The organism is Aerosakkonema funiforme FACHB-1375, assembly GCF_014696265.1.
GTDB classification, from domain to species: domain Bacteria; phylum Cyanobacteriota; class Cyanobacteriia; order Cyanobacteriales; family Aerosakkonemataceae; genus Aerosakkonema; species Aerosakkonema funiforme_A.
In genome coordinates, this window is sequence record NZ_JACJPW010000013.1 from 35268 (window position 1) to 47696 (window position 12429).

Below are 12429 nucleotides of genomic sequence, written 5' to 3' on the forward strand. Positions count from 1 at the left end.
AATGAATAATGAGGATAGTACTTAGTTAAATTTATAGGGTAAACAAGCTTGTATGAGCCCTCAGATGCACTGACTGGTCAGAGCCTATATGTTTCGTGTAAGATTGAAAAATGCCGACAGTTTTAAGAATAGGAGCATACCGATTCTACTTTTACAGTCACGAACCGAACGAGCCACCGCACGTACACTATCGATCGCGATGATTCATCAGCTAAATTTTGGCTAGAATCAGTCAGCTTGGCAAATAATATTGGTTTTAGCGCTAAAGAACTTCGCAAATTGCAGTCAATGGTACAAGAGAATCAAGAGAGGCTTTTGGAGGCATGGTATGGGTATTTTGGCGATTCGAGCGGATGAGAGAGTTAAGAATGTGTACTTTACAGAAGATAAGATCGGTGTTGATTTAATGGACGGTAGAACGATTGCTGTGCCACTGGTTTGGTATCCGAAACTGCTTCAAGCTACACCCGAACAACGATCGAAGTGGGAAGTCTGTGGTGGAGGTTACGGTATTCACTGGGAAGAGATAGACGAAGATCTCAGCACAGAAGGAATGTTACGTGGTGCGCCTGCCCCTAGAGTATCAGTTATGAGTAGTTGAAGTTGAGTGAATAGCTTCAAAGTTTCTTCCGTACTGGGAGAGTAAGTTTTGATATGGGTTGATTTATCTTGGTTGTGTTCTATTTTGTCATAATAGTAGATGAGAAAATTTCCTGATATGCTTGGATAGTTTGTTGCGCGATCGCATCCCAACTATACTGTTTTAAGGCATACTCTTGCGCGTTTAAACCTCTACGCTTTCTTTCCCCTTCATCTCGTAGTGCCAAACGCAATTTTTCTGTCAGAGATTCTACTGTTAAAGAGCAAATCCAGCCGGCTTCAGCATTTTGGATATCTTCCCAGATATAAACTCCATCGGAGATGACTACCGGTTTTCCGGCGACCATTGCTTCTGCTACAGCAATACCAAAATTTTCATAATAAGAAGGTAACACAAATAAATCGGCATTTTGCAGTAAAGATGCTTTGCGATCGCCCCCAACAAATCCAGTTATGGTAGTATGATATCCCAGTGGCGAAGCTTGAATTTGCGCTTTAATTTTCCCTTCGTAATCCGGGTCTTGCGGATTGGCACCAGCTAAGACAAAATGAAAATCTATACCCTCAGCTAGAAGATTTTCTAACGCCGGAATCAATAAATCTAACCCTTTTTTCGGTTCGATTCGGGATAGGTATAAAAGCATTGGCGATCGAGAATTTGCGATCGAGAATGCCTCTGTGTCCCTCTTCTCCTCTGCTGTCACACCCAAGGGAATGACTAAATCCCGCGTTTTTACCCCAAATCGTTCGGAAACCTTGGCTTCCTGCTGGCTGGTGAAGTGAATTGCCGCTGCACCTGCGATATTTGGCTTTTCCAAGAACGCTGCGTAAATCTGCTTCAATCGCCTTTTCTTACGCAGGTCGGCTGGGTCAAGCGTGCCCAGAGGACGTAAGATGTAGGGGAGGTGATGCGATCGCGCCACAGTCGCCGCCAACGAACATACAGGTGAGAATAGGGCGTGAATATGCGCTAAATCGAATTCCGAAGCGTGCTGACTCAACCACTTCAGCAAGTCTAGAGAAAATTTATACCTCCGAAAAGGAGCGCAGGGAAAGTACCGGATTTGGTAGCCATCCTGCTCAACCGCTCGGTCTAGAGGGACATCTAGCGGCGCTTGTCCCGCATCTCCGTTAGAATTCGTAGTAATAATTGTTACTTCTACAGCCGATCGGGCCAAAGCGCCAGAAAGCCCCAAAACCATCTGGCTTGGGCCTCCATAGACTAAGGAAATGGAAGGGATAATTTGGAGAATCCGCATGAAAACAATTAAAAATTGGGTTGACAATGCTTATAAAACTTGCTTGTAAAAGTCTAACAACTTTTTGGCTAGAGCTTGATTGGTATACTCAGTCATAGCTCTTTCATAACCCATATTGGCAAGATTTTCCCTTAATTCCGGTTCTTCCATCAGGCGCAAAATACAATTTTGCAACGCCGAGACATCGCCTTCAGGAAAAACCAATCCAGCCTTTCCTATTACGTGCGGAATCTCTCCAGAATCAGAACCGATTGTGGGCACTTTACAAGCCATTGCTTCTATTAAAACATGACCGAATTGTTCCTTCCAACCTACAGCAGTTAAAGTTTTAAACTGATATGTTGTTTGGGATGGTAAAACTAAAGTACTCATTAAATTGATATATTTATTTACCTCATTGTGAGGAACACTTTCTACCAAAATAATTCGTTCTTTAATTCCGTATTCAGCAGCGCGTTCCATCAACACAGATTGCAAAGGGCCACGACCTAATAGCAGCAATTTCCAGGAGTGTTGGCGCAAACCGGCCATTGCTTCCAGTAGCGCGAGCAAACCTTTTTCTTCCACAAATCTGCCCACAAATCCTACTACGAAATCACTGGTTTGAATACCCAACTTTGCTGCTATTTCCGGTTGCGTTTGAGGTTGAAAAATGTTTTCATCAACCCCCAGTTGCGGCATGATCGAAATCTGCCCTTTGTAGCCGCGTTGCCTTAAAATTTCAGCCCCATCTTGATTGCCGACAATAATTCCATCTGTGTTGCCCAGATTATACGCTTCCAGCAAAGATACTGGAAATTTTAATTGATAAGGCAGATTCCACCAAGTAAAAAACAAATTTTTAGCTTTTAGCCCCAACAGCTTATTTAGGGTAATAAATTGAGCGTATGCCAATGCCTTCGATCCCTGTTCTACTTGAATAATTTGGGGACGAAATCGGCGCAACAAATCAATTATATCGGCTCCAAAAGTAAGCAACCCTTGATTGTTTTGGCTGAAGTTGGAAATCGGCACTACTTGAAACGATTCTTCTTGGATAAATTCCGTTTCAATTATCTTATTTTGGACGCCGCCCGGTTGCCAGCGTCGCGGTACTACAACGGTTACTTCTATGCCAGATTCTAAACGAGATAAAGCTCGCAATTTTTCGCGGTTGATATCGACAATGTAGGTATGGCTAGCGACTAAAATTTTCATTTTTTGCTCATCGATCGAGAGGGTAATTTAAAATATTAGATTTCAGATTTCAAATTTAAATAAATCTGCAATTTGAAACCTGAAATATGAAATGGGTCGGGCGATCGCAAAATTTTTTCATAAATCTGCAATCTCAAATCTGAAATAAGCCACTACCCATTACCCATATCTTTGTGAGTATAAATTTGACCGTCATTCCAGATAGATTGAAGTTGCGTACCACAGGCTTTGAAAAAGCCCATTGTGTAGAAGCCAGCACGGCTGAGTATTTTGATCGGAGAACCGCTTTTATTGCAAGGCGGATTTCCCAGAACGTGACAGTCAAACAAACGAGCAAATAATCGCAGTTGTTCTGGAATTGTGAGATTTTTCAATCCCATCAAAAAGTGGTTGTGATAGAAAGTGAGTTGATATTTGAGCGATCGCGTACTAATATCGTGACAGCCGCCAGTTTCTTCACCCAAGTGAACCAAGTGCGCTTCTGGGTCATACCAAATTTTATAACCTGTCTGTCTGAGTCTCAAACAAAAGTCAGATTCTTCCCGTACCGCACTACCCATAAATCGCTCATCAAAGTGCAATCCATACTTCGTAAAAATCTCGCGGCGGAAGGACATATTGCAGCCTCTTGCAGAGATGACTTGCTGGGGTTTTACTGTATGCACCAAGTCTATATAGTACCAGGCGATGCCGGGATCGCTCGCTTCTGGAGGCAAATATTCGATCGCAAAACCTTCACCTGCATCTGCCATTTTCATGCGATCGAATACTCGTCCCGCTACCGCCCCAATATCTTGTGGCGCAGGATCTTGTGGAGCTAGATCTTGTGGAGCTAGATCTTGTGGCGCAGGCGTCTCGCCTGCGATATAATTACGAGCGTGAGCGGCGAGAAACCCTGCTGGTAGCTGAACATCATCATCAATAAATAGGATAATTTCTCCATTTGCGCGACGAACCGCATAGTTTCTCGCACCTGGCAAACTCGCCCAATCGACGCGAAACCAATTAATTTTGCCTTCATTTGCCAATTGTTCGAGATAAGCTTGAATTTCTGGTTTATGGGTTTTCGTTTGGTCAACAACCAGCACTTCAAAAGCTGGATAATCTTGATTGATGACATCTTTGAGCGTATCTTGCAAAGGCTCTTCACGTCCGTAGGTGGGAATAATTACAGAAATTAAAGGTAGAACCATTTTTGACAATCCTCATGTTGGCAATATCTCATTTATCTTGTTTTAACTCTGCTTAGCAGCAGTTCCTGTTATTTTTCTTATCATAACTTTTTCTATCAATACGAACGCTCTTATGTAAGCTATCAGCACAACTGCTGTAATAATTAAACACACTAAAAGCTTGGGATATTGAGCAATTTGAATGCGCTTGTTTAAATAATACAGTAATGTGATATACAACGGTTGGTGAATTAGATAAATTTGGTAAGAGTATATACCCATAATCGACAAAATACTTAACCCATAGTTTAACCAGCGATTATGATTATCCTTGTTTAGGATAAGGCTTAGCATCACGAAAAAGAACGGCGTAAATGCGATATCGAATCCTAGCATATATACAATATTTATATGTTTAATTGCCATCCAAATATAAAGGATAAGCGCTACAATAAAAACAATTGTTGATATATTTATATCAGTTCTTCTAAAAGATTTATTACTGGCGTAAATGAATCCCCAATACAAACCCAGACACAACTGAAAAAAGTAGCTACCTATAAAATTATTCTGTAATAAAAATAAGTAAAACTCAGACTTATGCCCAACGGCTAGGCAAGCAAGCTTGGTTAGCAAACCAATTAAAATCCCCAGACCTAAAATTCTGTTTGGCTTGTTGCGGCAGACGTAAAAGATTAAAGGGGTTAGTAGATAAGCTTCTAAAATTACGGTAAAAAACCAGAAACCTTGGTTGATAGCCTGAAATTTATATCCCGCAAGTCCTACAGCGCTTAGGGCAAAATTTAAAGGATTTTTTATATGAAATTGGTTGAATAGTATAGAAATACAAATCGTGGATAAAACGGCTAGAAAATATGTAGGATAAAGTCTGAATAGCCTTTTTTTTAACCAAGCTATCCAGTTAATTTTCTCGCCATTTTGGATAAGAGATGCAAGCACGTAACTTGTGTTGAAACCAGCCATCACGAAGAATATATCTACTGCTGCGTATCCCAGACGCGCTCCATTTCTATTTAACATAGAAACAATGTTAATTTGTTCGGGATAGTTTTGAAAAAAATGGAAAAAAAGAATTGCCAAAATTGCTAGACCTTTAGTGCGATCGATCCACTGCAATCTCTCGCGAGAGTTGGTAGTTTTATTAAACATTTCTTCCTCGATCTAAACCCATGATAATTTGGCTTTTTTACCGCGTTTAGTATTTTTTTGTTCTACTTTTTCTTCTGACTCGTCTTCCTGGCGGGCTATCTCTGGCAATTTTAGAATAACTCCAGCGAAAAACCAGTAATAAACAGCGACAGGATCGACATCCAAAGGATAGTAATAAGTTTGGTAACTAATAAACAAAACAAACACCCAAAAACAAGCTGCAAAGCTCCGCAAACTAGGATCTCGAATAGAGCGGTAAGCCTTGAAAGTATAAAAAGTCAGACAACTAACAAAAATCAAAAACGCTGCTAATCCGATCGGCCCAACTTCGTGCATTACTTTGGGGAACCAGGTTTCTACCAGCGCAGTATTGCCGAAGACGCGAGCTGAGTTTGTGGCTCGTCCCAATCCCAGACCGATCAAGGAACCTTTGAGGTTATTCCAAGTAAAGCCAAATTGATAAAGGATAAACTCATCGGCTGGTGATTCTTCCCAACGACCGACAAAGCTATCGATCCGTTCTTGAACTATTTCAGGATATAGCACCGCTGCGATTCCCAATAAAACAGCCAGTCCCGTTGCAATGGGTAGGAAGCGTTTGAGGTTAGCAATTTGACCTGTTAATATTAGGAGAATCACGAATGAAGCTGGCACAAGAGCCAGGGCAATTCTTTGACCGGAAATAACTGCGATCGCAAAATCCGCAGCCATTGCCACTAAGCCAAAAGTTCGCCACAAAGCTGATGGGTCGCTGAAAGCCGTGGCAAAAGTGAAATAAGCATTAGAAATGATAAACCAACCCCACTGCCAAGGTGCAACAAAAGTTCCCGGCAAGCGGATCACTCCTTGTTCTGGACTGTACAGTAAAGCGCCACCGACCAAACAGCGAGCCTCGATGGAAGCTTTAAATAAATCGCCCCCTTCAGCAAACTGGGTACCAGCACACCGACCAGTTTTGAGAAACATATACTGCACGAAACAAAGGCCAAAGCAGGTAAGTGCGAGAATTACGTGCAGGCGCGTCATGAAGAAAAATTCTTTCTTAGTCCGAATCAGATAATAGGCGCAAGTGATTAAAGGAATATACCCCATAAACACTTTTAAGCCTAAAATTCCCAGCGCGAATGGTTTTTCTGGCGGCTGTCTGGTAAGGATAGCAACTTGTTCGGCATTCATTTGTTGCGATCCGTTCACAAACAATAGAGTGATCAGACAACAAACAAACAGGAGAATTAGGGACGGTTTTAGACCTTTGGGAATTACTATAGGTAGTCGTTTCTGGCGACACTCTTGGATAATACTAACGAGTCCGGGAATGTAGAAACCATCTTTTGCCAACTGTAGTACCGGACTGTTGCCGAGGGTGTAGATGATAGTGCCGCTAAAAGGCATATAAATTAGGAATGCCCACAGAGCTTGTCGGGGATATTTGAAAGAAAACGCAAGGCAGATTATACCGGCCATCGCGCCAATGGCTGCCTTTGGCCCACCTAGAGGAAACGCCATCATGCCAAGAAATGCGGCACCGAATACAGCTCCTGTAGAGAAGCTAATAAATTCCTTCCGCTCTTTGGCAGCTTTTCTTTTTTGCGCCAACTGCTCCTTGAGATTTAAGGTTGATTTTCCAGTCGCAGCCTGCTTTTTGGATTTCGACTTCGTTTTGCTTTTGGGCATGATTCCACTGTAACAACTGCCCCAAGATAGATAATCCCAGCGCACACTGTTATAGCATTCAGAACGCTACTCGGCCACTGAAGAAACTCGGAGCGAGAAAAGTCATCCACTCACCTGTATTTACCCCAGATCCCAGTATCGAGTCCCCAGTCCCCATCCCCAACTGGTAATGTATAAATTACTGATACATATCGATCTATGTTTGACGCACTATCCGAACGCTTAGAATCTGCCTGGAAAAAACTGCGGGGGCAGGATCGCATTTCCCATGCCAATATTCAAGAAGCTTTGAAGGAAGTGCGCCGCGCCCTACTGGAAGCAGACGTTAACCTCCAGGTAATAAAAGATTTTATTGCCCAAGTCGAAACCAAAGCCCAGGGTGCCGAGGTGATCGCCGGCGTGCGACCCGACCAACAGTTCATCAAAATTGTTTACGATGAACTGGCTGTGGTGATGGGGGAAACCAACGCTCCGCTCGCTCATAGCGCCACTGCTCCGACGATCGTCCTGATGGCAGGGTTGCAGGGTACGGGTAAAACCACTGCTGCTGCTAAGTTAGCATTACATCTGCGGAAAGAAAATCGCTCTGCCATGCTGGTGGCGACGGACGTTTATCGACCGGCGGCAATTGACCAGTTGGTAACGCTGGGTAAGCAAATTGAAGTACCCGTATTTGAACTGGGAAGCGATGCCGACCCAGTGGAAATTGCCCGTCAGGGTGTGGAAAGAGCTAAAGCAGAAGGGATCGATACGGTAATTATCGATACCGCAGGTCGCCTGCAAATCGATCGCGACATGATGGCGGAGTTAGCCCGCATCAAGCAAACGGTGCAACCCCACGAAGTCCTGCTGGTAGTGGATGCCATGACCGGTCAGGAAGCGGCAAATCTGACGCGCACCTTCCACGAGCAAATCGGCATCACCGGCGCGATTCTCACCAAAATGGACGGGGATACTCGCGGTGGTGCGGCACTTTCGGTGCGGCAGATTTCCGGTCAGCCAATTAAATTTATCGGTACTGGGGAAAAAGTTGACGCCCTGCAACCTTTCTATCCAGACAGGTTGGCGCAGCGCATTTTGGGAATGGGCGATGTCCTGACGCTGGTAGAAAAAGCGCAGGAGCAAATCGACTTCACAGACGCCCAGAAGATGCAGGAGAAAATCCTCTCTGCCAAGTTTGACTTTACCGATTTTCTCAAACAAATGCGGCTGATGAAGAATATGGGCTCGTTTGGGGGGTTGCTGAAGATGCTTCCCGGAATGCCCAAAATTTCTGACAAGCAGTTGCAAGAAGCAGAGGTCAAGCTCAAGCAAACTGAGGCGATGATCAATTCTATGACCGCAGAAGAACGCCGCAACCCGGAGTTGTTGGCGTCTTCTCCCAGTCGGCGGCTACGCATCGGTCGGGGTGCTGGCTATAAAAATGACTCGGAAGTCACCAAGCTGGTAGCCGATTTCCAAAAAATGCGAAATCTGATGCAGCAAATGGGGCAAGGGGGTCTTCCCGGTATGCCGGGAATGGCAGGTGGGCCGATGCCCGGTATGGGCGGTCGAGGGGCCATGCCCGGTTGGCGAGGCTACAATGCAGATGGTGGCAAGAAGAAACCAAAAAAGGAAAAAAAGAAGAAAGGCTTCGGTCAGCTGTAGTTTTTGCGCGATCGAAAAAGTCCGATACGCAAATAAAAAGGTACAATGTTTGTTTAGTCAAAATTGCGAGCATTACTGTTTCGGCATGATCAAACTGCGATTAAAGCGATATGGCAAAAAGCGGGAGGCCAGCTACCGGATTGTAGCTATGCTAAGTACCTCTCGCCGAGATGGTCGTCCTTTGGAAGAACTGGGATTCTATAACCCCAGAACGGATCGAACAGAGCTGAATATTCCAGCGATCGTCAAACGACTCAAAGACGGAGCTCAACCTACCGACACTGTTCGCCACATCCTGGAAAAAGCCAATGTCTTCGAGCAGGTTCGTGCCTCAGTCACCCAGTAACGGTAAAATCCAGCCCCTGTCCACTATTCCCGACTATGCTGGACTGGTAAAATATCTGCTGCAACCTTTCTTGGAATCTAAGGAATCTTTGAAGGTAGACTGCGAAATATCTTCCAGCAGGCCACGGGTTTGGATTCGTTTGGCTTTTGAAGGAGAGGATAAAGGGCGAGTATTCGGTCGGGGTGGACGTAACATTCAGGCGATCAGAACGACGATGGAAGCAGCTGCGAGTGCGGCTGGGCAATCAGTGTATCTTGATATATACGGCGGAACAACGCTGGAACACGACAGCGGGCCACCAAATAGATCCGGAACGAGAACGCCTCTGCCTCGCTCCTCAAGCGCCCCCAGGTCTTCTCCCAGACTGCGTTCCCGCTAGGTCTGGCAATCGATCGCGCTCGACCCCTCCCAACTTGAATTCGTTTAACAGTTTTTCAGTTGTGCAGGATAAACTCAGAACCGCGCAATGTTAGAACAGTTAATAGTGGAGGGGATTGTCTGAATCGAAAACCTTTGCGCTACGCACTTGAGCTGCTTTGCCAGGAGGCTAAGGTATAAAACAAGCGTTTCTGGAAAGACTTGCTAAAAAGGCGTAGCAATCGCCCAGGAAAATCAGTGGCAGAACAAGGAGGTGAACTAAAGCAAGTGTCAGAAGTGCGTTTGGGTGAAAATGAGTCGATCGACTCGGCATTAAGACGTTTCAAAAAAAAGATTCAAAAAGCTGGGATTTTGTCGGAAGTCAAGCGTCGCGAACGCTACGAAAAGCCTAGCCTCCGTCGCAAACGCAAAGCGGAAGCATCCCGCGAGCGTCGTTACTAAAGGGGTACGCCACGAGTAACAGCGTGTTGGCCGACTTTGAGGCCGGAAATAAATGATGACGAGATCGGACGCCTGCGATCGCTGCCAAATGGTGCGTCTAATTTCTTTGGCAACATGGCACTGCATCGGGCGTCTTTTTGCAGATTAGGGGAAAGGTGAAGTATCGATGACCGATTGGGAATGGTAGACGGCACAACAATTCAACTGCCGAGTAGAGAAAGTGCGATCGCCCTTAGCGGCGAACGGGAAGAAAATTTGAAAGTCCTAGCGCGGCAAACAGGAGCAACGCTGGTACTGCGGGGGCAAGAATTACTGATTTCCGGAACGGCGAATCAGGTAGATCTCTGCGGACGTTTGGTGCGATCGCTCGAAGATTTCTGGAAACACGGCAAAAGCATCACCAGTGTAGATATCCTCACAGCTCGTCACGCTCTCGATACCCAGCGTACCGATGAATTGCAAGACTTACAGCGAGACGTTCTCGCTCGCACTCGTCGTGGCGAAGAAATCCGCGCTAAAACTTTCCGACAGCGGCAATATATCCAAGCCGTGCGTACCCACGACCTCACCTTTTGCATTGGGCCCGCAGGCACTGGGAAAACTTTCCTAGCCGCAGTGTTAGCCGTTCAATCACTGCTGGCAAATCAGTACGAACGGCTCATCCTTACCCGACCGGCAGTAGAAGCAGGCGAAAAACTCGGTTTTCTCCCAGGCGATTTGCAGCAGAAAGTTAACCCTTTTCTTCGTCCTCTCTACGATGCGTTACACGAAATGATCGAACCCGAAAAAATTGCCAATCTGATGGAAAGAGGCGTTATTGAAGTAGCTCCTTTAGCATATATGCGGGGTCGTACCCTCAACAATGCCTTTGTAATTGTGGATGAAGCCCAAAATACCACACCAGCTCAGATGAAAATGGTGCTGACTCGCCTCGGTTTTCGATCGCGTATGGTTGTAACTGGAGACATCACTCAAACCGATTTGCCTCCAAATCAAGTATCGGGTTTGGCAGTAGCACAAAAAATTCTCCAACACGTCGAAGATATTGCCTTTTGTCATCTATCTCAAGCTGATGTTGTTCGTCATGCCCTCGTTCAAAAAATTGTGGCAGCTTACGAGCAATATGAGCAATAGTCAAAAGGAAAAAAGGGGCTAGGGCGTCGGGGCTAGAGACTAGGGGAAGAGAGGGGCTAAAAAGCCAAAATTCAACAGTCAATAGTCAAACATAAAAAATTGCCTCAGAAGACAATGACCGATGCCCAATGGCCTATTACCATTCACCAATCACAATAATCTTATGGCTTTTAATTTGAAAGAATTTTTGTCAGATTGCGAAACTTTGGGAACACTGCGTTTAATCGTCACCAGCAGCGCAGGTGTGTTGGAAGTACGCAGTGCTATCCAGAAGTTATTCTATGCGGAGTTACCCAAAGGCAAATATGCCAATATGCACGCCGACTTATTCGAGTTTCACCTGAATATGGATGCCATTAAACGGGTAAAATTTGAAACCGGAGAATCAAAACGAGGCAACTTCACTACCTATGCGATTCGCTTTTTAGATGAAAAAGATGAGCCAGCTTTAAGTGCATTTCTGCAATGGGGTAAGCCAGGGGAATACGAAGAGGGAAAAGTGGAAATTTGGCATCAGCTACAGGACAAATATGGAGAAGTTTGGGAACCAGTACCTGTGGAGGCTGTTTAATTGATTTTTTTTACGGCGAAGACGCGCAGAATGACAGGAATATTTGTGAGAAGGATTTGCACTTTTGTTCTGATTGTGTTGTCCCTTTTTTGGGCCGATCGAGCAGAGGCTGGTGTACTAGCTGAGAGATTGGCTAAATTTCCTCAGTGGGAGACAAAACCGCCAGTTCAGGCGGTAATTGGAACGGAGGATTTAATTTATCCAGACTGGATGGCAGGCACTTGGAATGTTACCAGTACGCTTGTGGATTTGGTGGCACCATTAGCACCAGATATTGTGACGCCTGGATTTGAAAATAACCGGCGCTATCTGAATCAACCGATCGCATTTACGGTTCGATTTCCGGCGGTGAATCAAAATAATTTTACATTTACAATTTTAAATCCCAAATCCCAGACTCCTGTGGTTGCCGATCGATCTTTTAATGGTTTGAATATAGCGAAGGCAACTTTGGGCGATCGCGCTGTCTTGTCTGTCAAAACTGACCCGCACAACCCCAACCGTCAGAGTACCCTACTTTCAGGCTCGCTGCAACTTGTGTCGATCGTCACCAGTAGAGCGAGCGAAATCCCCAATGCCAACGAGTTTATTTCTACAGAGGTTAGTCAGCAATTATTTCGCGCTCCAACTATAGGAATGCGTCCCTATTTCAATGAAGTAGAAACGACAACCGCTTACCGAAAGATTGAAACATCGGGCGCATCAATTGAAGCCGATCAAGTGACAGCTATTTATCTGTCTCCCCAAGATCCCAATTATTTTGTAGCAGCTGACAAACCAGTCGCCCTATATCGCTACCGCTTAGAATTTTTTCCTGCCTCGGTTCCAGGAGCTTAAAAT

13 protein-coding genes and 1 pseudogene are annotated in these 12429 nt (G+C 45.0%); 9 read left to right on the top strand and 5 right to left on the bottom strand.

Going from position 1 to position 12429, the window contains the following annotated elements; genetic code table 11:
- Nucleotides 1-110 precede the first annotated feature (110 nt).
- Both H6G03_RS39725 and H6G03_RS07145 read left to right on the top strand, forming a co-directional pair.
- A pseudogene (locus tag H6G03_RS39725) lies at nucleotides 111-357 on the top strand (DUF4160 domain-containing protein).
- Nucleotides 329-601, top strand: a complete 273-nt coding sequence (locus H6G03_RS07145; RefSeq protein WP_190463511.1) for a DUF2442 domain-containing protein — start codon at nucleotides 329-331, stop codon at nucleotides 599-601. Before H6G03_RS39725 ends, H6G03_RS07145 begins: the two are co-directional and overlap by 29 nt.
- A 79-nt stretch (nucleotides 602-680) precedes the next feature.
- Here the strand turns inward: H6G03_RS07145 and hpsP are convergent, their stop codons facing one another.
- The 5 genes from hpsP to hpsL form a co-directional block, all read right to left on the bottom strand.
- Entirely contained in the window at nucleotides 681-1859 is a 1179-nt protein-coding gene (gene hpsP, locus H6G03_RS07150; protein WP_190463635.1) for a hormogonium polysaccharide biosynthesis glycosyltransferase HpsP, read from the bottom strand.
- Between the two features lie 30 nt (nucleotides 1860-1889).
- Nucleotides 1890-3056: a hormogonium polysaccharide biosynthesis glycosyltransferase HpsO gene (hpsO, locus tag H6G03_RS07155; RefSeq protein ID WP_190463513.1), complete on the bottom strand. Its 1167-nt coding sequence runs from the start codon at nucleotides 3054-3056 to the stop codon at nucleotides 1890-1892.
- A 152-nt stretch (nucleotides 3057-3208) separates the two neighbouring features.
- Nucleotides 3209-4249 (bottom strand): hormogonium polysaccharide biosynthesis glycosyltransferase HpsN, encoded by a 1041-nt coding sequence (gene hpsN, locus H6G03_RS07160; RefSeq protein WP_190463514.1) that lies wholly within the window; start codon nucleotides 4247-4249, stop codon nucleotides 3209-3211.
- A gap of 42 nt (nucleotides 4250-4291) precedes the next feature.
- Nucleotides 4292-5398, bottom strand: coding sequence for an acyltransferase family protein (locus tag H6G03_RS07165; protein WP_190463516.1), 1107 nt, complete (start codon nucleotides 5396-5398; stop codon nucleotides 4292-4294).
- Nucleotides 5399-5410: 12 nt separating this feature from the next.
- On the bottom strand, nucleotides 5411-7072 hold the full coding sequence (gene hpsL, locus H6G03_RS07170; protein WP_190463518.1) for a hormogonium polysaccharide biosynthesis protein HpsL: 1662 nt from the start codon (nucleotides 7070-7072) through the stop codon (nucleotides 5411-5413).
- 198 nt (nucleotides 7073-7270) lie between these two features.
- On the opposite strand from hpsL, the gene ffh reads away from it, so the two are divergent.
- From ffh to H6G03_RS07205, 7 genes are all read left to right on the top strand, one after another.
- The gene (gene ffh, locus H6G03_RS07175) at nucleotides 7271-8719 is read left to right on the top strand and encodes a signal recognition particle protein (RefSeq protein WP_190463520.1); all 1449 of its coding nucleotides are present in this window, start codon (nucleotides 7271-7273) and stop codon (nucleotides 8717-8719) included.
- Between the two features lie 85 nt (nucleotides 8720-8804).
- Nucleotides 8805-9065, top strand: coding sequence for a 30S ribosomal protein S16 (gene rpsP, locus H6G03_RS07180; RefSeq protein ID WP_190463521.1), 261 nt, complete (start codon nucleotides 8805-8807; stop codon nucleotides 9063-9065).
- On the top strand, nucleotides 9028-9444 hold the full coding sequence (locus H6G03_RS07185; protein ID WP_190463523.1) for a KH domain-containing protein: 417 nt from the start codon (nucleotides 9028-9030) through the stop codon (nucleotides 9442-9444). The genes rpsP and H6G03_RS07185 overlap by 38 nt, the downstream gene beginning before the upstream one ends.
- 266 nt (nucleotides 9445-9710) lie before the next feature.
- Nucleotides 9711-9884, top strand: a complete 174-nt coding sequence (gene rpsU / locus H6G03_RS07190; protein WP_190463638.1) for a 30S ribosomal protein S21 — start codon at nucleotides 9711-9713, stop codon at nucleotides 9882-9884.
- A 180-nt stretch (nucleotides 9885-10064) separates the two neighbouring features.
- Complete coding sequence (locus tag H6G03_RS07195; RefSeq protein WP_190463525.1) at nucleotides 10065-11018, top strand: PhoH family protein; 954 nt, start codon at nucleotides 10065-10067, stop codon at nucleotides 11016-11018.
- Between the two features lie 163 nt (nucleotides 11019-11181).
- The gene (locus tag H6G03_RS07200; protein ID WP_190463527.1) at nucleotides 11182-11589 is read left to right on the top strand and encodes a ChuX/HutX family heme-like substrate-binding protein; all 408 of its coding nucleotides are present in this window, start codon (nucleotides 11182-11184) and stop codon (nucleotides 11587-11589) included.
- A gap of 30 nt (nucleotides 11590-11619) precedes the next feature.
- On the top strand, nucleotides 11620-12426 hold the full coding sequence (locus H6G03_RS07205; protein WP_190463529.1) for a DUF6816 family protein: 807 nt from the start codon (nucleotides 11620-11622) through the stop codon (nucleotides 12424-12426).
- The last annotated feature ends 3 nt before the right edge of the window (nucleotides 12427-12429 follow it).

Excerpts from the sequence above, each read along its gene's own strand:
- H6G03_RS07145 (WP_190463511.1), top strand. The coding sequence starts at position 329 with ATGGGTATTTTGGCGATTCGAGCGGATGAGAGAGTTAAGAATGTGTAC.
- hpsP (WP_190463635.1), bottom strand. The coding sequence starts at position 1,859 with ATGCGGATTCTCCAAATTATCCCTTCCATTTCCTTAGTCTATGGAGGC.
- hpsO (WP_190463513.1), bottom strand. The coding sequence starts at position 3,056 with ATGAAAATTTTAGTCGCTAGCCATACCTACATTGTCGATATCAACCGC.
- hpsN (WP_190463514.1), bottom strand. The coding sequence starts at position 4,249 with ATGGTTCTACCTTTAATTTCTGTAATTATTCCCACCTACGGACGTGAA.
- H6G03_RS07165 (WP_190463516.1), bottom strand. The coding sequence starts at position 5,398 with ATGTTTAATAAAACTACCAACTCTCGCGAGAGATTGCAGTGGATCGAT.
- hpsL (WP_190463518.1), bottom strand. The coding sequence starts at position 7,072 with ATGCCCAAAAGCAAAACGAAGTCGAAATCCAAAAAGCAGGCTGCGACT.
- ffh (WP_190463520.1), top strand. The coding sequence starts at position 7,271 with ATGTTTGACGCACTATCCGAACGCTTAGAATCTGCCTGGAAAAAACTG.
- rpsP (WP_190463521.1), top strand. The coding sequence starts at position 8,805 with ATGATCAAACTGCGATTAAAGCGATATGGCAAAAAGCGGGAGGCCAGC.
- H6G03_RS07185 (WP_190463523.1), top strand. The coding sequence starts at position 9,028 with ATGTCTTCGAGCAGGTTCGTGCCTCAGTCACCCAGTAACGGTAAAATC.
- H6G03_RS07195 (WP_190463525.1), top strand. The coding sequence starts at position 10,065 with ATGGTAGACGGCACAACAATTCAACTGCCGAGTAGAGAAAGTGCGATC.
- H6G03_RS07200 (WP_190463527.1), top strand. The coding sequence starts at position 11,182 with ATGGCTTTTAATTTGAAAGAATTTTTGTCAGATTGCGAAACTTTGGGA.
- H6G03_RS07205 (WP_190463529.1), top strand. The coding sequence starts at position 11,620 with ATGACAGGAATATTTGTGAGAAGGATTTGCACTTTTGTTCTGATTGTG.